This window comes from Candidatus Desulfosporosinus nitrosoreducens (assembly GCF_030954495.1).
Lineage (GTDB): Bacteria > Bacillota > Desulfitobacteriia > Desulfitobacteriales > Desulfitobacteriaceae > Desulfosporosinus > Desulfosporosinus nitrosoreducens.
The window spans coordinates 70,798-93,318 of the sequence record NZ_JAVHUW010000084.1 but is presented as its reverse complement, the minus strand read 5'-3'; the positions used below and the strand labels follow the sequence as shown (position 1 = coordinate 93,318).

Sequence of the window (22,521 nt, the reverse complement as noted above, 5' to 3'; positions counted from 1 at the left end):
GCTCTAACCATCCTGTTATCATCTTCCGGCTCGCTTAATAAACTTGCCCCAGCCTGGTTTACCCACGAATTTCCCGTCTTGGTAAACCAATTGGCCTCTTAAAAATGTCATCACAGGATAACCGTGCAGCTCTTTGCCTTCCCAAATAGTATGATCATAGTCGGAATGCATAGCAGCCACTGTAATTTTAAAATCTTTTTGCGGATCATAGATGACAATGTCGGCATCCTTCCCGACAGTAAGGGAGCCTTTTTTCGTACAGCCGAAGATTCTGGCTGGATTAGCCGAACATAACTCTACCACTTTATTAAAAGAAAGTTTGCCTTCATTGGCTGCCGCCAGCATATAGGGATACATAGTTTCTATCCCGGCACAGCCATTGGGGATTTTAGTGAAATCATCCTTTCCCCAATCCTTTTCATAACTTTGAAACGGACAATGATCTGTGGCAATTGTGTCAATTCCGCCGCTCTTGATGGCCTTCCATAAAGCCTCCTGGCTTTCCTGACCTTTCATGGGAGGAGAACAGACAAAGTTGCGGCCATCCTCCCGCTTGTAAACTTCGCTGGTAAATTCCAGATATTGAGGGCAGGTTTCCACATAGATTTCATGCCCCTCTCTTTTGGCATCAATCGCCGCTTCCAGACCTTCTTTATCCGCCATATGCACAATATAGAGCGGAGATTGAAAATTTTTAGCCCAGTGGATGGCGCGCTTGTCCCCCTCTGCTTCGACATATTCAGGACGGCTCAAATAATGATACCAGGGAGACATTTTTCCTTCTTTTTTAAATTGTTCAATATTCAGGTCAATTAAATCCGGGTTTTCAGCATGAATATTGATGACGGCACCAACATCTTTGGCCCGCAGAAGCAACCTGGCAAAGGTGGCGTCATCCACCATCATTCCTTCCTTTTTGTAAACAAAGAAGCATTTAAAGCTGGTGATGCCTTCTTGCACGGCCTGTTCCATCTCTGTTAATATTCCGCCGTCGTTCAAATCTGTGATACAGCAATGAAAGGCATAGTCGACACAAGCCTCAGCTTCACAGATGCTTTTCTTCTCTTCAATTAAACCGAGTATGGACATCCCTTTTCTCTGCACCGGATAATCAAAAACCGTCGTCACCCCGCCACAAGCAGCAGCTCTCGTTCCCGACATATAGCCATCCGCCGAAACGGTGCCGCCAAAAGGCATCGCCAAATGGGTATGCACATCAAGGGCTCCCGGCAAAACCAGTTTATCCCGCGCATCGACCACAGTCGCTCTTTCCTCCGGAAAATCCCGGCCAATAGCCGCTATTTTGCCTTTCGCTACAGCGATATCCGCTTGATACGTCTCCGTGGGAGAAATGATTGTACCATTTTTAATAATTAAGTCCATTCCCTATACCCTCCTTACTAAAAAACTGGCAACATTGCGGCTCGGAGCTCCACACTCAGCCATCCGGCTTACCACTCGACTTTGGCAAATGCCTCCGGTCCTTGCAGCGATGTGTTAAGATAAATCGCCGTATTGCCCACTAAAGCTGTTTTCATGAAGTCATTCCGGCACTTGTCATAAGGGGTATGGGCATATTGCTCTTGCATGGGAGAATACCCGATAGTAGGTTTCCTGTCGATCCCGCAGGTTTTGCTGGCGTCCGTCCCAAAATCCCAATACCCGTAATTAACCGTCTGCCCTACCGCTTCCAGAGCTTCCGCCGCCGCTTTCACAAAGCCATGCTCTTTGCTGATTTTCCAAGGGCTCATATCCTTGGCCACTTCATAGGTTACGCCGGTATAAGATGTCTCGACTGCACTCTTAACGACAACATCGGCTTTAAATTCGGGATCTTGGGCTGCCAGGTCATCGATAATCGCCTGGATTTGAGCTATCGCTGAGGCTGCAGTCTCCCCGGGCAGGGTACGGCGATCAAGGGAAAGCAGGCATTTATCCGGAACAATGGATAGGGCTCCGGGCGAGCACTCAATAATGTTCAAAGATACTGACGCCTGTCCTAAATCTGGATCAGTGGGAAGCGACGGGTATAACTCGTCTTTAATTCTCGTAATTAAGGGAATAGCTTTATAAATGGCGTTGATTCCTAGCCAAGGCGCACTTCCATGGGACGTTCTGCCGTATACGGTAATCAGCATCTCCACCCGGCCTCTGTGGCCGCAGTAGATCTTTAAAGAGGTTGCTTCCGAAGACACCATGGCATCATAAGTCAGCCCTTTTTCAGGTAAGGTTTTATCCACTAAATGCAGCATGCCGACCATTTCCGCCGGTTCTTCCTGAACAACACCGGCAAACATAAACGTGCCTTTGATCGGAAAACCCTTTTCCCGCAGCCTAAGCAAAAGCCCCCCCGTATAAATTTGTACGGCTTCGCCGCATTTGACATCCGAAGCTCCCCGGCCATGGATGCACTCCGCTTCATCCGGTTGTTTATCTTGAGTATCCACCCGGCAAACATCAATTTGTCCCCCGTAAGGATCGTATCCCTGCCAATTGGCGACATCGCCGGGACTCACATGGTCCATGTGGGAGTTATACATGATCGTTGGACCGGGCTCCGTGCCTCTGACAAGCCCCACAATATTGCCGTGGGAATCGCGAAACACGTCGTCATAACCCAGTTTTCGCATTTCTGCCAAATCCAGATCGGCCAACATTTTTTCGCTTCCGCTGATACTGGGGGTTTGCACCAGCTTCTGTCCAAAAGCTACCATCTCCGGGTAGAGCTCCTCTGTGATTTCCCGTATAGCTGTAATCATTGTTTCATTCAGACCGAACATCAGACCTTCACAACCTTTCCCGGTAAATTCGCGGCGCCCCGCTTGATATTTGAAAGCCAAGAAAATTCATTTCCGCTCTCAGAATTGGGCAACAATCAACTAAGAGACCTTTTCAAATCAACTTTAAGACAAGGCGAAATCTTTTTTCTCAAGCTCCGTCAGCTCCCGGAAAATTGCCACGTTTCCCGCTAAGGCCTTAATCATGTAGTCAATCCTGACTTTATCAATCGGCCTGTGGCAATAGAATTCCTGCATGGGGGAATAACCGACTGCCGGCTTTTTTTCCCGGCCGCAAATCACTGAAAGGTCAGTACCAAAATCCCAGTATCCGTATTTTACAGGTTGCCCTATAGCCCGCAAACCTGCCGCGGCCGCTTTCGTAAAGGGATGTTCCGGGCTGATTTTCCAGGCCTCTTTCACATTAGGAACGGTAACCGTCAGGCCGGTATAGGTCGTTCGAGGGACCGCGGCGATCTCCACACTGGCCTTAAAATCAGGGTCTTCCGCTGCCAGTTCATCTATAATCGTCTGAATTTCCGCCACACACCCGTCGTAGGTTTCACCGGGCACAAACCTGCGATCATAAGTGATCTGGCATCTGTCCGGAACAATACACATTGCCCCCGGAGTACAGTTAATAATCGTCAAGGCAACACTGGAGTTGCCAAGCTGTTCATCCCTTTTACGCGCTGCCCCCATATATTCTTCAACCTTGTCAATAAATTTCGTTGCTTTATTGACCGCATTGATTCCCAGCCAAGGTGCGCTTCCATGGGACGTCAGGCCGGAAATCGTAACTTTTAGTTCAACTCTGCCCCGATGCCCCAGGTACAGTTTCAAAGAGGTCGCTTCACAAGATACAACGCCATCGTAAGAGATTTTTTCTGCCGGAAAGGTATCTTCAAGCAGTTTAATCATTCCCAGTTGTTCGGCCGGCTCTTCCAGCACCACCCCCGTGAAAATATAACGCCCCTTGAGCGGATACCCTATTTTTCTGAGTTCAAGAAGGATTTTTCCCGAGTAGATCTGACAAGCTCCGCCTGCTTTTACATCTGCCGCTGCCCGGCCATGTATAACTTCAACACGTTCAAAGCCGTCTCTGTCCTGGTTTTCCATTTCAGCAAAATCAATAGCGGCTCCATAGGGATCGTATCCGTTCCATTCACTGTAATCACCGGTATCAACGTGATCTAAATGGGCATTGTACATGATAGCCGGTCCCGGCTCAGTTCCTTCGATGATCCCTATAACATTCCCCCAACGGTCACGAAAACAACGGTCATAACCCAGTTTTTCCATTTCCGTTAAATAAAGATCAGCTACCCCTTTTTCATCCCCAGAAAGAGCGGGGATTCGAATAAGTCTTTGACAAAAATCCACAACGGCAGGCTTGAAATCTTCCGCCAATTTGTTGACTGCCATTTCTATAGCTTCCATCATGCTCCCTCCCGCAGGTATTTAATCATTGTCTAAAGGCCTGTATAAACATTGTTCTGATATCATCTTCTGAAGGTTTCACCACACAATTAGCAATGTTTTTAGTTTGGACGGCCATTTTGCTGTATTGCTCAAGATCATTCCTGCTGATGTCTTCTTTGGGGCCTAGGAGCTTATTCATAAGCTCCAGAAACTGTTCCGCCTGGGAGAAATTCATCGCATTCAGAATCTTAGCGGCCAAATCCGGTCGCACTTTCTCCACAAGTTTCAGGTATTCCCCTAAAAGCAGCCCGTTGGCCCGGCCATGGTCAATACCCTGAAAGTAAGTCAGAGAATAGCCCATAGCGTGAACAGCCGTCGTCCCGGTTTGAGCAATGACTATTCCGGCCATAAAAGAAGCTTGCAGCAATTCTTGCCTGTGCTGGAGATCGAAAACTCTTTCTCTCCCGCTCCGAACTGCCTGCAACAGGATGGGGACACAAGCCATAATCCTCTGAATGCCGGCTGCAGCTAAAGCATCGGAAATCAGCGAAGCTTTCACAGACAGCATACCTTCAACAACGTGAGACAAAGCGTCAATGGCTGTATTAATGGTGGTAGCAACCCCCAGATACTCGGTATACCTGGCATCCAAGAAAGCAATCGTCGGAAATATTAAATCCGAGGCAATACTTGTTTTAGTCTGAGCTTTATCGTTGGTTAAAATCGAATACTGTGTCACTTCCGAGCCTGTTCCGGCCGTCGTGGGCACAAAAGCCATGGGCAATACTTTATCCTGATAATTTCCGGAGAAGAGGTTCCCCTCTTCAATAGTTTGGGCGGCCAACAAGGCAATGGCCTTCGCGGCATCCAGCGGTGAGCCTCCGCCAATGGCAATTATAAAATCCGCACCGTTTTCCCGGGCCGCGGAGGCACCTTCATAGACGCAAGAAATCGTCGGATTACTCATCACTTTGTCAAAGACCTGATATTGGATACCTACGGAATCCAAAGCGTTTTTGACATCCTTTTCCGAACCATTTCTTTTGGCCGATTGAGCACCGGTCACGATCAGTGCCTTCTTTCCCAGCGCTTTAAATACCTCACTGTTCTCAAGGATGCACTCATCACCCATAAAGACTTTGGTTGGCATATAATACCTGTTTGTCATAACTCCTCCTAGTCGAGCATTTTATCAACGTCGTTGAGTACATCGTCCATAATCGACAAAGCATCTTCTAATTCCTGATCCGTAATTATCAGAGGTGGTGCCACCAGCAAAGAATTTTCATGAGAATAGGTATAAAAGCCTTTGGCATCTAACATGCCGATAACTTTTTTCATCGTTTTGTCGGGGTCCAGGCCATATTCAACGAAAGGTTGTTTGGTCACTTTATTTTTAACCAATTCAATAGCTGAGAATAACCCGATATAACGCACGTCACCGACACAATCATGTTTCTCTTTGAGGGTTTCCAGAAGTTTTCCTAAAGTAATCCCTCTTTCTTTAGCTTGCCCAATCAGTCCTTTTTCTTTGTAATATTCAATAGTGGCAATACCTGCAGCGCAGCCTAAAGGATGGGCAGAATAAGTCAAACCACAGCTAAGAAAGTGTTCGTCAAAATAAGCGGCAATGGCTTTGCTTACCAGAACGCCCCCCAAAGGCGCATAACCACAGGTAATCCCTTTGGCAAAGGTTATAATATCCGGTTTTACAGCGAAGTTACTGACTGCAAACCACTCCCCGGTTCGTCCCCAACCGGTCATTACTTCATCACAGACCATTAATATCCCAAACTCATTGCAAAGATCACGAATACCTTTTAAATATCCCCGCGGCGGGATAATCACACCATTGCTGCCAGTAATGGTTTCTAAAAAAATCGCAGCGACAGCGTCCCGTCCTTCATAAATAATCTGCTCTCTCAGTTGGCCTAAATAATAGCTGCAAGCCGCTTCTTCGCTGGGAAAAGGCAAAGGAGCACGATAGACATAAGGATCAAAGAATTTAATAAACCCTGGAATGCCCGGCTCGCAGGTATAACGCCTCGGTTCCCCGGTTAAATTAGCCGCGCCATAAGTAGATCCGTGATAAGAACGGTATCGGGAAAAGATTTTATAGCGACCGGTAACCATTTTGGCAATTTTAAGAGCATTTTCATTAGCATCCGCCCCGCCGAGGGTAAAGAATACTTTTCCCATATTATCCGGCGCTAATTCAACCACCATTTTGGCTAACTGGGACCTGACATCGATGGCAAAAGACGGCGAGGAATAAGCTAAACGTTCCGCTTGATCTTGTATGGCTTTAATAACCTTTTTATTGCCATGTCCAATATTCAGATTTACCAGCTGAGAAGACATATCATAATAGCGCTTTCCTTCCCCATCCCAAAAATAAACACCTTCTCCCCCGATCATAACCTTAGGCTTTAACTGCCCTTGCGCACTCCAGGAGTGCAAATTGTACTTTCTTGACGTTTCACTAATTTCTTTAACTGTGGTCAGTTCAAATTCCATGCTGATTTCACTCCAATTATTAAATAAAATAATCCCTTTAACCCACTCATCTCTGCGCCGGTGACCTCTTACACCATCTTGCGCATCAGGTAGACACAGAGCAATTAATCGTTTAGGCTGCGTACCTGGTGAACACCTCCAAAGGACCATTGTTAACCGCTTTCGTCTGGAACAGGCAAAGGGACCTGCTCTTGCGAACAGGCCCCTTTGCCCTCAGCGATCATTGATTAATTCATATCATACCAGCTTTTAAAGTCTATTCAACGGATTTCAGCACAAAATATTTTGTGCCCGTGCACATATGCCGCCTTACTCTACAATAATTCCTTGATATGGAACGCCAATAGGAGTTTCAAGCCGTCTTGATAATCCAAATCGCATTGCAAAATTTCTTTGATCTTTTTTATTTTATAATTAATCGTATTTCTATGAACATAGGTTTCTTTAGCAACCTCTTGAACACTGGCGTTGTAATCTAAATAGTATTTCAAAGTGACAAGATAATCTGTCTGATTCTTTTTGTCATAGTCTTCCATTTGCCCTAAAGTTTCTTCATAAAAGCGTTTTAAGACTGTTGTATCCTCTATCTCAATCAGCAGTTTAAACAAGCCGCTGTTGCGATAGGATAACTTGGTTTGACCCTGTCTTTCGGCAATACGCAATAAAGCTATAGCTCTTTTATAATTTCGGGCAAGGGAGTGTATCCCTGAATCATTAACGCTGATTCCCGCACTGATCCGGCAATCCGGATAGCCATACTTGCATACTTCAACCAGCTGGTCCAGGGCGTCTTCCACAATGTCCTGCGGAAAACTCTGCAAAACGACGATCAAGTTTTTATCCTGACGGAAAATATTAAACCTGTCACTATAGTTAATCAACAGTTTTGTCAAATGCAGCCTGACGGCTTTGTCATATTCCAAGAACTTTTCACTGGAAGGTATTTGAAAAGATAAGGCCATAAGGCAGAATTCGGCCTCCAGATCAAATTCCTTGCGCTCTAAAAGGGGGCGATACTCGGAAATCCTTTCCGGAAAAAAGATGGCGTTACGTAAAGCGCCTGCTACAGTTATTTCATTTTCTTCCGCTTTGATAATTTTGCGGCAGAAATCATTGGTAATATCTACTATTCTCGTCTTCCAGGGTACCGTGAAAAGCGGAAATTGCACTTCCCGGCAATAAGCAATGAGATCTTCAGGCACAGATTGAATATAAGGACCTATATTGAGTACCAAACCGCTGGCTTGATGCTCAACCAGTCCCTTAGCAAAACTATAAAGCCAAGCCGTATCCTTATGCCCAATTCCAGTCGAGAAAATCAGTTCCTGACCATGAAGAAAACTTGCTGTTTCCGGATCTTCAAGCATATGAACCCAACTAACCAGGTTGTTCATATTACTTTCACCACAGATAAGATTCATTCCGTAGTTTTCCCTGGCATATTTGCATAAATACCTTAACGTGATCGCCATGCCGCACCCCTTTGCCAAGGAAAATAATATTCCTTATTCCTTATTCCTTATCCTTGACCCTTTGAATTCCCCTATCCTAGTCTGCACACCTTTTCAGATCTTACCCTATCCCGAAAACCCGGAGAAGGCATATCTTTAGCCCTCGCTAGCTCATATGTCTTGACAAAAATATGTTGCCTCAGGGACATTTTGTCTAGCTAATTTTAGCATTTGCCCCGCTAAATCAACCAACAATGTGAATATCCTCGTCGCGGGGAACCGGTAACTTGCAACACCTCCAGGTCTGCATCCTAAAGTGCTAATACAATCCGGGCATGAGAAGCCTAATATATTTTCCGAATAGTAAGAGGATTTAGAATTAATTTAGCGAACTAGAAATAATGCCCATAATAAATGGAGCCGATTTTGCCAAAGGAGATGGTTTCTTTGAATTATGATTATCTTCTCGTAGTTGATGATCATGCAGGTATACGTCGACTTTTGCGCGAATTTTTGACTCAGGAAGGGTTCTGCATTAAAGAAGCGCCAGATGGACAAACAGCTTTACAGCTCGTGAAAGAAAGAAAACCCAGACTCGTATTATTAGATTTGAAAATGCCCGGCCTAAATGGCCTGGAAACTCTATCTAAATTGAAACAATTATGTCCGCGAACCTTGGTAATTTTAATGAGTGCCTATACCCGAGACAAGGCTGTCATGGCGGCTGTTCAGAATGGCAGTATTCAGTACTATATTTACAAACCCTTTGACTTAGAAGAATTACGTCTCATTTTACAACGTTTGCTAAATAACGTTGGCTCTAATATTCTCCTTAAAACCTAGAATTAAGTACCGAAGCGTTTAAGTTGATAACGTTCACATCTGTTGCTAAAAAGACTCCCACCTTTAAGGATGAGAGTCGTAAAGTAATGCCTTTTGTCAGAATTTATCCCTCATTATTCAAGCCCCATAATTTCACCTTACTCAAATTATCAAGAGCAATATCTTTCGTTTTCCTTTTTTGCCCGAGATAAAAGTCAATAATCATGGTATCAAGTTCTTCACTAACCCTTAGTACCATCGGGTCCGTAAGATCTTTGTCGGCAGCAGTTAAATGCATCTGTGATCTTAATTTTTCAAGAAGTTCAAGAGTCCCAGGTTTCACTTAGAAAAACCTCGTTTCATGGCAAATTTCACACTTAGATATATTAGCCCAAAATTGTCCTGAAATCAATCGGACAAAAGGGTAAAGTTTTTTCAATATTATTGAAAACAATACTTTATTATAGATAGCAATACTTTTAGAAACTTAAAATGAGTATTGTTATCTCTGCTCTAAAACGGATTCAGCTATGACTAAAACTTATACTGACGTAATTCAATAGTTAATCCACACCGGTAGCTTCATGCAATTTATAAAGCTGCCGGTGTGGATTTCTTATAGTTTTCTCCAAACTGTTGCTTGATGGTTATTCGATATTCGAGTTCCGCGAAGGTATTGGCAGATCAGCCATAGGACAGACATTATAGGCGGCTAATTTTTCCTGAGCAGAGCTGGCAAGGGCCGCCTGAAATTCGACAGGCGGCCCTGATATCTCTCTGTTTTAAACAAGCAAACTATTTATATAATTGGAGCTCGCCGTGGGGGGACTAGTCGGGCTCTCTGCCTTAATTTTCGCTTGGGCTTCTTCGTTTAAGGCCGTTTCTATTGAGGTTTCCTGTCCTTGAGTAATTGCGCCGCTTGATACCAGGCTGTCCAGAGCACTTCCCCAATCAGTGCTGAGAGCACCTGTAGGACTTGCCGCGCCGGAAACACCCGCTACGCTTCCGGTCATGGCAGAATTTGCTTTATCCGCAATGATTTGTAAAAAAGGTTGCGTTGACACTTGCATGGAACCGGCGAGAATGCTTTCCAACGCATCATCATTATTGGAATCATCAGGTGACAAGCTGTTTACCATACTCTCTTGCAAAGCCTGATAGGCCTCTTGTGCCTGCCGGCTGATACTTACACTGTCCGTTGCCTGGGCAGCCGTGGCAGCAGACGGCGCCGAAGGCGTTGTGTTTGACGTGGCAAGCACTTGAGTACTTAAGGCTTGACCGACGTTTTGATTGTAAGGGTTCAATAAAACAGAATAACTATTAGTTATGTTCATGCCACTCACCCCTCTAATAAACTCTCACTTTAACACCTTGCTGACGCCCTGTATTGCCGGCTAAGGAAGCTTGGACTTTGCAATCATTATTTTTGAGAATCCGCTTCTAAACTAATAGATCAAACCAGAGTGCCTTTCCTGATTTAAGAGTTCTCCATGAATTGCTAAGTTCCTTCAAGCTATAAATAAAAAAGACACTTATTCAGTGTCCAATGCCCCTTATTTTCAAATATTGTTTGCTGTTTATCACCCCTGCTTTCTTTTAACCTTTCCTTCTGTTTAAATCGTAGCATCGCTGCATCTCTGCGTCTATAGAGAACCACTATTTAACCAAGCAATTATATTAATAGCTAATTGAACTATGCACCACATATCCCTAAAAAATATCCTACACTCGTTAATAATCCGAGTGTCGGAATAACAAAAGGGTTTATATTCCGCTTCTTGACAAAGGGAAAGGGAAATTCTCAAGCCGTGTTCTACTAGCTGCGCTGGACCGCTTAGGATGACAGCCTCCTTTCCAGCTTAACATCATAATTGGACGGTAACTGAACCTTTACCCCTGAAGCACTCCTCCACCTTGACTTATCCACTCTTCTGGCCGCTTCAGCCTTAGGGGAAATACAGTCAGCTACGGCAACCTCTCTCTCTTTAAGAATCCTGGCGAGGAAGAAAAACGATCCAAGAACAAGCAGGAAGATTGTCAAAACAAAATAAACGGTTGCTAAAGATACATAAACCGTATAATCAGTCATAGCCCAATTTAAATTCTTGAGAGCTGACATTTTCCAAGACCCCAGCCCATAACACAATAACGAAAAAAGATAGCAAATAACTGTTATTTTTGGCACTGTCATACCTCCATGCATAAATTTCACAATACACGATCAGAGACTTGCGATAATCTTTAGGATCACTCAGATAATGCTTTGGGGGCCATATTCAGCCTTCTTTCATCTTAGCTGGTTTCAGTACATGTATTTGGTTTTAAACAGAACCTTTGTTCTATTATAAGGGCATTCTTTGTAAATATCAATCCCAAAAACAGACATTTTAAATTATTAAGTCTCTGCAACAGATTGACAAAGCGCCGGGGCGGCAAAACGTTTACCCTACTTTACTCACTAGTAAAAACAGGCCCGGCAGATTTTGATTACTGCTGAGCCTGTTGCACACATCCTATTGAACAAGGGAACACGGTATTTAGTTGCGCTAAGTTGTTTGCACTGAGCTGTCAAATTCTTTTTCTTGATTATCTTGAGTAACATAGTCAATTTCAAGATTAAATGTTTGGCCCTTTTCGAACTTAAAAGTATCTTGACCATTTTCACCATTTAACTCGGAGAGATATAAATCAAAATCTGTCAGACCATTGACACTGTACCCATTGTCAGCCTGCGGCGGTATAAGTTTGCCCTGGGAATCAAAAACAGCCATCTTGTAGCCGGCTTGGGGAAGATTGATGTTGTATATCCATCCCCATTTAAGGGATTTGCCAAACTCGGAATATCGAATCCATATAGATTTTACCGCTGACGGCTGACTAAAAGGTATAGTTATATGGAAATGTCCGTCCTGTTTGCCGTCTGGCTTTAATTCATTGGGGCTTAATTGGTCTTTGTCCAATCCCAGCCATTGGAAAGCAACGGCAGTCGATTGCGACGGATCAATTGCCGCTGTCTGACTTGGCGGTGCCGTTGTCTGTGACTGGGATACTGGGGATGCCTTAGTTTGAGTACTGGGCGCAGCAGCGCTTTTAGAATTCACTTTGCTGCATCCCATAAGCAGAAAAACAACAATTATAGGCACGAAAAGTTTAAAATACTTCATCCGATTCACCTCAGAATTTACTCACATTAACATGTTCGCTAATATGTTCGCTTTCTTTTTTACTAAGTTGTTTATAAGCCAGATAACGCTGCCGGCCTTCTTGAAATAAACGGCGTTCTTCTTCATTGGCAAGCTCCAGCGATGGTACCGGCTGAGACTTGCCTTTCTCATCTATAGCAACAAAGGTGAAATACGATGTCAAAGCCGTTTTAGCCGGCTCGTCTTTTGTCACATCTTCAACCGTAACAGTTACAGAAATCTCCATCGAGCTTCTGCCTACAAAAGTTAACTTGCCATAACAAGTTACAACGTCCCCAACATGAATGGGGTGATGAAATTCAAGCCTGTCCACTCGGGCCGTAACAACATTTGTTCGGGCATGCCTTCGAGCTACTACACCGGCAGCACTATCCATCAATTTCATAATTTCACCGCCATGAACATTGCCCGCCGGATTGGCATGCTGCGGCAACATGACATTTGACATGATTACCTGCGAATGATCAACTGATTTGCCTGCCATAATAGCCCCCCTGCTTAAACGTACTTTTTTCTTCCTCTGAGAAAATTGCTTTACCCAATATTTTAACCCAGACTACAAGCAAATAATAGATCTTTACAAGTAAATTAGGAATATCTCCAAGACTCTTCCGCAAATTCTGCTCATAACCTTCCCGCCCGATTAAGTCTTGCCTGATCTACCCCCTTTCGATCCACTGAAGATGGCCCCCAGTCAGGCGGACATGATGCTATCCATAAAATTTTCTTATTATATGCTGTGTCTTGCCAATTGAAGAAATACTCTGCAGCAGCCTCTAAAGCCAAATATTCCCTTTAGCGAATAACCCTCTGATACATACATTAAAGCAAATTAATGTATTTTAAGGCAGAGGAGAATCAAGATGAAGATTCATATAGTCAAGACCGGTGAAAGCTTATGGAAAATCGCCCGAATATACGGGGTTTCGCTGAATGATATTGTTTCGGCCAATCAGGTACCGGACGAGGATCGTTTAGTTGTCGGCCAAACTTTGGTTATCCCTTCAAGCCAAAAGCCACAGCAAGCCTTTTCCGCACAGGAAAACACTAAACCAAGGATTGATGTCAGTGCTTACTTAGACCCCAGAATAACCGGAAATCTCTCCGATCGGGCGGTTGACCGGGCAGGTCCTTATCTGACCTACCTGGGAATCTTTAGTTATGCCGTGAATCCCAACGGAAGTCTTACCCCCGTAAAGGACCAGCTCCCCTTAATGGCGGCCAGGCGTAATCGGATCGCCCCCTTATTAGTGCTCACAAATTATTCCGGAGGACAGTTCAGCAAAGATTTGGCCGGCTCGATTTTTAATAATGAACTTTTGCAGGAACAAATTCTGGAGCAAGCCCTTCGGGTAATGGAAGCAAAAGGCTATGCCGGACTAGATTTTGATTTTGAGTACTTGGGCAAAGAGAATAGAGAAGGCTACCTGCGTTTTTTGCAGAGAGCGGCTGCCAAACTAAAACCACACGGTTATTTTCTTTCGGCGGCAGTGGCTCCTAAAATAAGCGGAGATCAAAAGGGGGTTTTGTACGAAGGTCACGATTACCCCGCTATCGGACAAATTGTGGATTTTATGTTTATCATGACCTATGAATGGGGGTGGTCCGGAGGCGAGCCGATGGCCGTCTCTCCTCTCAATCTCGTGCGTCAGGTTATGGAGTACGCGGTTTCGGTTATACCCAAAGACAAAATCATGATGGGGATACCTCTATATGGCTACGACTGGACTCTCCCCCATGAGCCTGGCAAATGGGCACGCTCCATTAGTCCCCAGCAAGCCCTGCAAAGAGCAATCCAATATGAAGTCAGCATTCATTACAATAAAACGGCGCAAGCCCCTTGGTTCAGATACACCGATGTTCAAGGCCGGCAGCATGAGGTCTGGTTTGAAGATGCCCGCAGCATCCAAGCAAAATTTAATCTGGTAAAGGAACTGGGAATTCGAGGTTTTTATTACTGGGTGTTGGGGCATGAGTTTCCACAAAATTGGCTCTTGATTGAGGAAAATTTTACAGTACGTAAATGGTAAATTAACATTTCCGGACTGTAAAATGTCTGCGAAATTCTGCCCCAAAGGGCTGTCCTGAAAACTGTCTGTGTGAAAACTCAGTCCCTAAAATTCAAAATGGTTGCAACGCTCAAAAAGCGTCCTCCTTTCACTGTCAAAGTGAACTGAGGACGCTTTCCCATTGCTGACTATAGAGTCAAAAGCGGGAATGTGAAAACAGCATAAACAAGTTTTAGCACAATCCCTTGATTAAAAAATTCTATAGACATAGTAAGGCCGACATGCTCAAAGCAGGTCGGCCTTGTCAGACTAAGGTTTACTAGTGGCTGGGGTTCAAATCGCGTCTTAATATGAAGTCAGGTTTGGCCGGGAACCGGAAAACAATCTTTAAAAGCCTATAACATGAAGCGGCAATAACTACAGCACATGCCCCCAGAAACATACATAATATTATCATTGAAATCCACGCTAACATAAGAACACCCCTTTCCTGCATTAATCTATCTTTTCTAACCAAATAAAAAATTATTGTTATTTAGCACTGCAATCCTTAAATTAACTAACTAAATAGTGTTTATTCTAACATTCACAAGATCGCTTACTTTGCGACGTTTTGCTTTGTTTGAACACTCCCCCCTCACTTCTTCTTCCTTGTTAAAAGTTTAACATAGTAGCAGTCTTATGTCTATAGACGCTCACTATTCTAGCAATCAATAATATTAATTACAGATTTAGCCCGAGTATTTCCGTCCGGACTAAATCTGTAACCTGAAATGAAGCCATGTTCCCCGCGTTCATTGCTTGTGTGCCGCTAAAAAGAACCACTTATCCCTAATGCTTTTTGGGCGGTGGTTATTCGCTTCAAATACGAAGAGCGTTTATCTTCGTCAAATACTTCAGATGCCTTATTCTGAGCATCTAAAAAGGCTGAATCAAGCGTTTCCGACGGGCTTTTTGCGGATAGCGATTCTAAAACCTCAATAGCTGCTTCGGCATCTTGTTCAGCCTTTGTCTCCTTAGCTCCTGACTGAAGAACCTGTTTTTCGAAAGATCCGGCAGTATAAGGCGGGTTGGGAGTTAAACTGGCGGAATTCCCTGAAGCCAAATAGTCATCAACCTCTTGGTCAATGTAAGCAGCTTTATCTAAGTAAGCCTTGGCAAACATGTCTTGATTTCCGGTGTCAAAGTAGGTAGGGTTGCCCTGCCAATCAATATTCGCAAAAACAATGCCTGCCGGTTGGGGAAAATCCGATTCCGGCAGCCCCTCATGTACTTTTTCCATATAGTCCTGCCAAATATGTCCGGGATAACTGGAACCGAAAAGATTGCCGACTTCCGTAGGCATATCATAGCCACACCAAACTACGGTTGTATAGTAGGCCGAATAACCGCAAAACCACCCATCTTTGCTATTTTCCGTAGTTCCTGTTTTTCCCGCTATTATTTGACCATCAATTTTCAAATTATGCCCCGTGCCATAATCGCTGCTGATAACTCCTTTTAAAATGTCTGTCATCATATAGGCGGATTCAGGTGAGTATACTTGCTTTCCCTGGCGATTGTTCATATAAATTGTTTTTTCACCCAAAAAATCAACACTCGTGACACAACTTGGCTGTATATAGTTCCCGCCATTAGCCAAAGTATAATACCCGCCGGCTTGCTCGACAGGAGATACTCCTTCTGTAAATCCTCCAATACTGGCAATTGGGTTGTTGTCCTCCGGATGTATCCCCGCGTATTTCATTTCTTCCAAATAGGTCAGCCCTGTTTGAGGTTTTATTTTGCTTAACACCTGGTAAGCCACAGTATTAAGGGACATTTCCGTTGCGAAGCGAAGCGATACCGGCCCGTAATATTGATTTTCTTCATTTCTGGGTCCGTTAGGAATGTATTGGTCATTGATCTGAGACATTGGGTGATAGCCCAATTCAAAAGCAGGAGCATAATCCAATAAAGGCTTAATGGACGATCCCGGTTGCCTGAAGCTCAGGAAAGCGCGGTTATAAACATCATTATCACCCCTGCCGCCTACAATGGCTACAACGTAACCTGTTCTGTTATCGATAGACACGGCGGCACCTTGCATGCAATATTTATTGTTTGAGGGATCTATATCCCCGAAATCACTTAAGCCATTATCAAGAGCTGACTGCAGTAAAGCTTGTTTAGCAACGTCAAGAGAAGTGTGAATCGTATAACCGCCACTGCGCACGCGTTTATCGTATTGAAAATAAGTTTCTTTATAGTTATCTTCGTAAGCCTTTCTTTCCTCTTCGCTCTTAAAAGCATATTGAAATTTAAAGCCGTCTTGTTCCATTAATGCTCTTACAGTACAATCTATGGCATAACTTGTCAGATAATTTTCTGGTGTCGCAACAGGCTTTTGGATTGTAAGCTTTAAGGGCGTATTTTTAGCCTCATCATACTGAGCTTGGGTTATTTTATGTTGCTCCAACATGGCGGCAAGCACAATATTTCGTCTTTGCGCTGCCTTTTCCGGATTTGCAACCGGATTAAACAACGAAGGATTGTTGGAGATGCCACAGAGAGTTGCAGCTTCCGCCAAGCTTAATTTTGCAGCCGGCTTGGAAAAAAAGTATTGGGCGGCACTCTCTACTCCATAGCACCCTTCGCCGTAATAGCAGTTGTTAACATAAAATTCGAGGATTTGCGTCTTCGTATATCTTTTGGCTAAATCCAAAGCCAATAATATTTCGGTAAATTTACGGGAAACCGTTCTATCCTGCGTCAACAAGACATTTTTGGCAACTTGCTGAGTAATCGTTGAGCCGCCTACCGTTACCTTGCCTCTGTTTTTTATATATAAGACGGCCGCTTTTATTGTTTCTTTGTAATCGATACCGCCTTCGGAGAAAAAGTTCTTGTCTTCAACAGCAATGTATCCTTGGGAAATGTAATTGGACACCTGGGACAGGTCTAAATATTTATAGGTGCTAAGCCCCAGCTTAGCTATTTGCTCATCGTCTTTATCCAAAACTATGGTATTTCCCGCCCTTTTGAAAGTAGTATCGTTAATGCTGTTTTCTTTAGCCAAGGCCTCTTCCTTGGCGGAATTTATTGTCGATTTGTACATTAAATACCCCCCGCCAAGGATACAGACCAACAATACCAGGATGGACAACAGTGCTGCCAGGAATAATTTGATAATTCGTTTTACTCGATCGCTCATTTCGTTTCCTCTAATCATTCACAAACCCTCTCTGCGGTATTCTTCCTGCCGTAAATGCTTAAATGGTTTTACTTCCGGATTTATGCTCTTCTAGGCATAACTATATCACTCGCGGCTAACATTATTTGGCGCAATATGTTATATATTTCCATCAGAATAATGTAAGATTTTGCGCCCCTAATAGTGAAATTGCTCTATTTCAATCAACTGCTCCAAGGTATTCATTTAATTCCACTATCTCGACAGGGTGTGAGATTTTAAACCTAAAAAATGATGATTGCCGGAGTACATTAAAAATACTCCGGCAATCATCACTTGTTTTTTAAAAACGAGTTGCACCGCTCGCTATATCTACAGGCTAATGGATTAAATTAGAAGAATGGAAAGTTGCCCGACTGTAAAAATTTCAGGATCAATTCCAAGCTAATTCCTGCTCTGAATTCAACCGAGCATAAATCGCAGTTAAAAGCTCATCTAAACAAAGTTTTTCATCGTGGCATTCCCCCGCATATCAACTTTAATAAGCTTTTCTGCGCTATCCCCTCTGCAGCCAATCAAATAACTAGTGAGGTTTGCAGTTGAACAGGCATGATTGGGAATTATTTCTACCATATCACCCACTTTCAAGGTTGTGGAACCCTCGGCCTGAAACTTGGAAACTTCTTCGGAAAGGCTGCAAACCGTAAGCTCAGGATGTCCCTTGACAAAGCCAAATCCCTTTAAAGCCGTATTGCCATGGGCACCCTGATCAAGCCCCAGACATTTGGCACCGGCATCGCAAATAAACAAGTTTTCCGAAGGATGGGAAATAACTGTGGTGAGAACGCTAAGCGCGCACTCGGATTCTCCGGCAGTATTAGTTGACATCTGGATACAGTCATTAAATACATAATTGCCGGGATGGAATACATTGATAGTTTCAGCAGAAACAGCACCGAAAAAAGTCGGTGTGGAACCGCTGGTTATCAATTCCGGGCTATAGCCTGCAGCCCTGAGAGCATCTGCGGCTTTTTTTAGTGAGGTTCTTTCTTGATCAACATAATATGGGATATCTTCGGGCTTTGCCGCGGAATAAACATGGCCAGGGTGCGTGGAAATACCTTTGAATAGCAAAGCATTAAATTCCTTAAGAGAATCCGCAAAGACTTCCGCCTGATCCGGTGCAATTCCGAAGCGATGCAAACCGCAATCAATTATAATTGTATAATTCACTTTGACGCCTGCCGCCTCAGCCGCGTGGTTGAGCATTTGAGCGCCAGGATAACTGTCAATCCGGGCAATAAAGTGACACTTTTGCGCCAACTCAACGACCCTCTGAAGGTTAGCCTGGTTCGCAACCGGGTAGGCATACATAATAGTTTTTACACCCAGCTTGCAAATACCTTCACATTCGTCAAGCGTGCCGCAAAGAAACCCGGTTGAACCCGCGTCTTCCTGCAGTTTTACTATTTCCGTACTTTTGTGCGTTTTAACCATCGGCCAGAGTTGTTTGCCATGGCTATTACACAATGACTGAACTCTTTTAATATTATAGTCCAGAATATCAAGATCAACCAAAATTGCCGGTGTTTGAAGTTCTCTCTTTTTCATGCGAGGCTCCTCCCAGTTTTAAAATACAAAGGTAATTGCTTGAGCTTAACGGACGAAGTTTGCAAAGCTTTACTCACTCCAGCTGGAATTACTCTTGTTACTAATATAATCCCTTTCTGTCTTCTTTAAAAACAAAATTCTGCTATTCAGGTTCACTCAGCACCTCATGCCAAGACTCCGAGACAAAGCTCTTAGTTATGTGTAAAGTGGGAAAATTCAAATGACCCGAACAATTAACGCCTAGGGCAGATATTGCTCCTTAAAACCTCCTCAAAGTAAAAAATAGCCATTGAAATTTGTTATCTCCAAGTGGTATAATGATAAAAATCAAACTAGTAAGAATATTTTAGAATTAATTTTTTAAGACTTAAAATTTAAACTTTAAATCGCAAACAGCCTTTTTAGGAGGTTCTCAATTAAGATTTATAATTCTATTAAGAAAAACCTTGGAATTTTTATCTATATTCTTCTATTTAGCAAGGATTCGCCAAGTATTTTTAATATGGAAAGTAGATTTTGTATATAAAAAAATATTATGGCAAGGAGTGGTAGTAGATGGAGAAGAGAGCTATAGTTATTGGTGTTACTCCTGTAGAATTCGACAATATGCCGGAATCATTAGTGGGTAAGTATACGCTTGCGGTAGAAGGAGTTCGCGATCTGTACAATAAAATGTCCAACGAATGGCTAGAGCAGCGCAACAAAGATCCGAAATTTATGAATACTCCGATTTCTAACAAATGTAATATGCAGAAAGCCATATCGATATCAATGACTAACAAATGTGTTTCTCTAGAGGCTTTAAGTATTCTCATGAGGATCGGCAGAAAACCTGTTTTGGTCTCACTGGCGAAAAAGAGTGAAATACCTCACGTTGCCTATCGAGTTAACAATAAAGTATTATTTAGCTATACCCTGTTAATTTTTGACACTTTAGAAGACGCCGCCAGGATGGCTAAGTTTTTTGTCGATAAGGCCAATGCTCATTCCAGTGTTCTGGAGCGCTGCTCTTATGAAGCAACCGGATTAATCTAAGCTCACTCTCTAAGCTAAAATTGGCCTTATCCTTATAATGTTTGCCGGCCAGTTAAATTCCGCGCTTTCGTGAAAAGACTGTTGGACATCAGCCAACAGTCTTCTTATATTTATTTAAGTTTCTGCATTTAGGAAGCCCAGTGACAAGAGAATATCCTGAACATGAAGAAATATTCACAGTCAAAAAGGAGGAAATCCGTCCAACAGCTTTATGAATACTTTTGCAAGTTCAGGGTCAAATTGAGTGCCCGAATTTTTCAGAATTTCTGCCCGGGCCTCTTCTTGCCGGAGTGCCGGCCGGTATGGCCGCTTATTGATCATGGCGACATAACTGCTGACGAGGGCAATAATCCTTGCTTCAAGAGGAATGACATTCCCCTGTAACCCTTTAGGGTAGCCTTTCCCATCCCATCGTTCATGGTGAGCCAATATATAATCAGCCAGTTCCGCCATTTCATGAGCTGAACTTAATATGCGATAACCGATTTCCGTATGCCTCTTAATTTCACTCCACTCTGGCTCCAAGAGCTTTTCCGGCTTATTGAGTATATTTTCTGCCAAGGAAATATTGCCGATATCATGAAAAAATCCCGCAACTCTCAACTTACATAGTTCCGATTCAAACAACCCAATTGCCCGGCCAAGATCCTCGCATAATTCGCTGACTTTTTGCGAATGCTGTCTTGCCTCCGGATATTTTTCATGCAGACTCTCTATAAGCGCATAAATCGCTTTGAGCTTGATTTTTTCAGTCTCAAATGTCTTAGTTTTATACATCATATTTTCAGCATTTTTTAACGTCTCTGACAGATCTTTTTCCCCGGAATACTTAGTATCCCAGCCGAAGGAAATACTGCCGTTAATTGAGTTTACATAGTCTTGAGAAAAAGTCTCCCTGATCCTCTGCACAATTTCCCCGGCCGCCGCAGATTCTGTTTTAGGCAAAAGAATAACGAACTCGTCTCCGCCCCAGCGCGCAATAATGTCATCCGACCTACAGGAATTTCGTATTGCCAAAGCAGCTTTTTTTAAAAGTTCGTCTCCTTTTAGATGCCCAAATACATCATTGATCAGTTTCAACCCATTGACATCCCCAAAAATTAAAGATATCGGGAGATTCCTTGCAGTATTTAATCTTTTAATTTCTTCTTCGTAAAACCTTCGGTTATATAACCCGGTCAAAACATCGTGATAATTCCAATAGTCAATATCTTTTTCTTTCTCTAAACGTCCCGTGATATCTCTTAAAACAGTGGCAAATTCTTTAAATGATGGACTATAAGCTCTAATTTCCAAGTATTTATTCAGCGCAGAGGAGAAAGTATTGAATAAGAGCGGCTCACCGGTCAAGGCAACCCTCCCGCAAATTTTAACTATAGCTTGGTTAACACCCGGGAAAACTTCAGTAGCGGTTTTTCCGACAATATCCTTTAATTTAAGGCCGGTCATCTTTTCAAAAGAGCGATTAACGTTGATAAAGCGAAAATCGACCGGATTTCCAAGCTCGTCGCAAATAATACTCTGATAGGAGAAAGCGTCACTCAGTTCTCTAAAAAGTAATTTATACTTTTGTTCGGATTTTCGCAATTCCTCTTCCTGTGCCTTGTGTTCGGAAATATCCATCATAATTTCCAGCAAGCAAGGCGTCTCTCCCAGCATTAGAGGCATTGCACTTCTAATGCAGGTGTGCATCAAGCCGTCCTGCCCTTTGACAGATATTTCAGAGCTCGGCCCCCTTCCTCCTGCCGCCAAATTGTCTCCCGCACCAGCGAATTCCCAAGCATATATCTTCAGATCTGCAGATTTTTTCCCGATAACTTCCCCTCTCTCCAAGCCCAGAGTTTTTAAGAACGTTTCATTGACATCCAGATAACGACAATCCTCAAGCTTTTTAATAGCCATCAATACAGAAGCTGACTTGAAAACCCGGAAAAACATCTCATCTTGACCGGCTGAGGCGGGCCTTACGCGCTTATGCAGTTTATTTTTTTCTTTGGAACACCAGACTTTTAAAGCATGAAATAATGTCTTCATGATGCCCCTCCAGACTTTATTCTAAGTCCAAATTCCCCATAACTTAAGATGGGAATACAGCATCGTCATCTTAAGAGACTTAGACAGTTTGCCAGCCTATGGTCATGAGGTTCATAATGGCATCTGAAAATGATCAAGCCGAAAAAGCGTTGGCAATCAAACTCAAATTTATTAGTCTCTAATTTTCATTAATTCCTCCCTGTAGTTATTGAGGACAATGTCTAAGATTTGACTTTCAATAATGACTCCCAAATCTATAATCGATTTACCGCTTTTTATATCGACCATGCTCTGATGCAATTCCTCAACTTGTTTTAATAAATCTTCGATTTCCGTCATAACTATCCCTCCTGACTAAACGAAATCATATTTTCAGCGTGTAGTTCATCGTTACTATGAGCCTACCACTGTTTTAGTATCCTGTCGATAGGATATTGATATACTATCGATCAGTTTTATCAATGAAAA

18 protein-coding genes are annotated in these 22,521 nt (G+C 43.2%); 3 read left to right on the top strand and 15 right to left on the bottom strand.

The genetic code is table 11. The annotated features are described in order from the left end of the window. Window positions 1–18: 18 nt before the first annotated feature. The 6 genes from hydA to REC12_RS26100 all read right to left on the bottom strand — a co-directional run bounded on the left by hydA (window position 19) and on the right by REC12_RS26100 (window position 8,188). Window positions 19–1,383: a dihydropyrimidinase gene (hydA, locus tag REC12_RS26125; RefSeq protein WP_308899327.1), complete on the bottom strand. Its 1,365-nt coding sequence runs from the start codon at window positions 1,381–1,383 to the stop codon at window positions 19–21. A gap of 68 nt (window positions 1,384–1,451) precedes the next feature. Beyond that, a complete protein-coding gene (locus tag REC12_RS26120; protein ID WP_308899325.1) occupies window positions 1,452–2,840 on the bottom strand; it encodes a M20/M25/M40 family metallo-hydrolase in 1,389 nt (462 codons plus the stop codon). 63 nt (window positions 2,841–2,903) lie between these two features. Continuing rightward, a complete protein-coding gene (locus tag REC12_RS26115) occupies window positions 2,904–4,220 on the bottom strand; it encodes a M20/M25/M40 family metallo-hydrolase (protein ID WP_308899323.1) in 1,317 nt (438 codons plus the stop codon). A gap of 22 nt (window positions 4,221–4,242) precedes the next feature. Next, window positions 4,243–5,367: an iron-containing alcohol dehydrogenase family protein gene (locus REC12_RS26110; RefSeq protein WP_308899321.1), complete on the bottom strand. Its 1,125-nt coding sequence runs from the start codon at window positions 5,365–5,367 to the stop codon at window positions 4,243–4,245. Window positions 5,368–5,375: 8 nt separating this feature from the next. Further along, a complete protein-coding gene (locus REC12_RS26105; RefSeq protein ID WP_308899319.1) occupies window positions 5,376–6,716 on the bottom strand; it encodes an aminotransferase class III-fold pyridoxal phosphate-dependent enzyme in 1,341 nt (446 codons plus the stop codon). Window positions 6,717–7,030: 314 nt separating this feature from the next. Continuing rightward, window positions 7,031–8,188: a PucR family transcriptional regulator gene (locus tag REC12_RS26100; RefSeq protein ID WP_308899317.1), complete on the bottom strand. Its 1,158-nt coding sequence runs from the start codon at window positions 8,186–8,188 to the stop codon at window positions 7,031–7,033. A gap of 426 nt (window positions 8,189–8,614) precedes the next feature. Between REC12_RS26100 and REC12_RS26095 the strand changes: the two genes are divergently transcribed. Then, entirely contained in the window at window positions 8,615–9,010 is a 396-nt protein-coding gene (locus tag REC12_RS26095; RefSeq protein ID WP_308899315.1) for a response regulator, read from the top strand. Between the two features lie 103 nt (window positions 9,011–9,113). Here REC12_RS26095 and REC12_RS26090 read toward each other — a convergent pair whose 3' ends face one another. The 5 genes from REC12_RS26090 to REC12_RS26070 all read right to left on the bottom strand — a co-directional run bounded on the left by REC12_RS26090 (window position 9,114) and on the right by REC12_RS26070 (window position 12,676). Further along, the gene (locus REC12_RS26090) at window positions 9,114–9,332 is read right to left on the bottom strand and encodes an aspartyl-phosphate phosphatase Spo0E family protein (RefSeq protein ID WP_308899311.1); all 219 of its coding nucleotides are present in this window, start codon (window positions 9,330–9,332) and stop codon (window positions 9,114–9,116) included. Between the two features lie 439 nt (window positions 9,333–9,771). After that, window positions 9,772–10,323, bottom strand: a complete 552-nt coding sequence (locus REC12_RS26085; RefSeq protein ID WP_308899309.1) for a hypothetical protein — start codon at window positions 10,321–10,323, stop codon at window positions 9,772–9,774. A gap of 500 nt (window positions 10,324–10,823) precedes the next feature. Further along, entirely contained in the window at window positions 10,824–11,174 is a 351-nt protein-coding gene (locus tag REC12_RS26080; protein ID WP_308899308.1) for a hypothetical protein, read from the bottom strand. A gap of 361 nt (window positions 11,175–11,535) precedes the next feature. Then, window positions 11,536–12,090: a hypothetical protein gene (locus REC12_RS26075; RefSeq protein ID WP_308899306.1), complete on the bottom strand. Its 555-nt coding sequence runs from the start codon at window positions 12,088–12,090 to the stop codon at window positions 11,536–11,538. A 73-nt stretch (window positions 12,091–12,163) separates the two neighbouring features. Further along, complete coding sequence (locus REC12_RS26070; protein ID WP_308899302.1) at window positions 12,164–12,676, bottom strand: acyl-CoA thioesterase; 513 nt, start codon at window positions 12,674–12,676, stop codon at window positions 12,164–12,166. Between the two features lie 379 nt (window positions 12,677–13,055). Here REC12_RS26070 and REC12_RS26065 point away from each other — a divergent pair, with 379 nt between their 5' ends. Further along, window positions 13,056–14,222 carry a glycoside hydrolase family 18 protein gene (locus REC12_RS26065; RefSeq protein WP_308899300.1) on the top strand — a complete coding sequence of 389 codons (1,167 nt, stop codon included), beginning with the start codon at window positions 13,056–13,058 and terminating at the stop codon, window positions 14,220–14,222. 790 nt (window positions 14,223–15,012) lie between these two features. Here the strand turns inward: REC12_RS26065 and REC12_RS26060 are convergent. After that, a complete protein-coding gene (locus tag REC12_RS26060; protein ID WP_308899298.1) occupies window positions 15,013–17,394 on the bottom strand; it encodes a transglycosylase domain-containing protein in 2,382 nt (793 codons plus the stop codon). 474 nt (window positions 17,395–17,868) lie between these two features. Beyond that, entirely contained in the window at window positions 17,869–18,984 is a 1,116-nt protein-coding gene (locus tag REC12_RS26055; RefSeq protein ID WP_308899295.1) for an alanine racemase, read from the bottom strand. Window positions 18,985–19,539: 555 nt separating this feature from the next. Here REC12_RS26055 and REC12_RS26050 point away from each other — a divergent pair. Next, window positions 19,540–20,019 (top strand): hypothetical protein, encoded by a 480-nt coding sequence (locus tag REC12_RS26050; RefSeq protein ID WP_308899294.1) that lies wholly within the window; start codon window positions 19,540–19,542, stop codon window positions 20,017–20,019. A gap of 180 nt (window positions 20,020–20,199) precedes the next feature. Here REC12_RS26050 and REC12_RS26045 read toward each other — a convergent pair whose 3' ends face one another. Both REC12_RS26045 and REC12_RS26040 read right to left on the bottom strand, forming a co-directional pair. After that, the gene (locus REC12_RS26045; protein ID WP_308899292.1) at window positions 20,200–22,053 is read right to left on the bottom strand and encodes a sensor domain-containing diguanylate cyclase/phosphohydrolase; all 1,854 of its coding nucleotides are present in this window, start codon (window positions 22,051–22,053) and stop codon (window positions 20,200–20,202) included. A gap of 171 nt (window positions 22,054–22,224) precedes the next feature. Continuing rightward, window positions 22,225–22,392: a Spo0E family sporulation regulatory protein-aspartic acid phosphatase gene (locus REC12_RS26040; RefSeq protein WP_308899289.1), complete on the bottom strand. Its 168-nt coding sequence runs from the start codon at window positions 22,390–22,392 to the stop codon at window positions 22,225–22,227. Window positions 22,393–22,521: the final 129 nt, after the last annotated feature.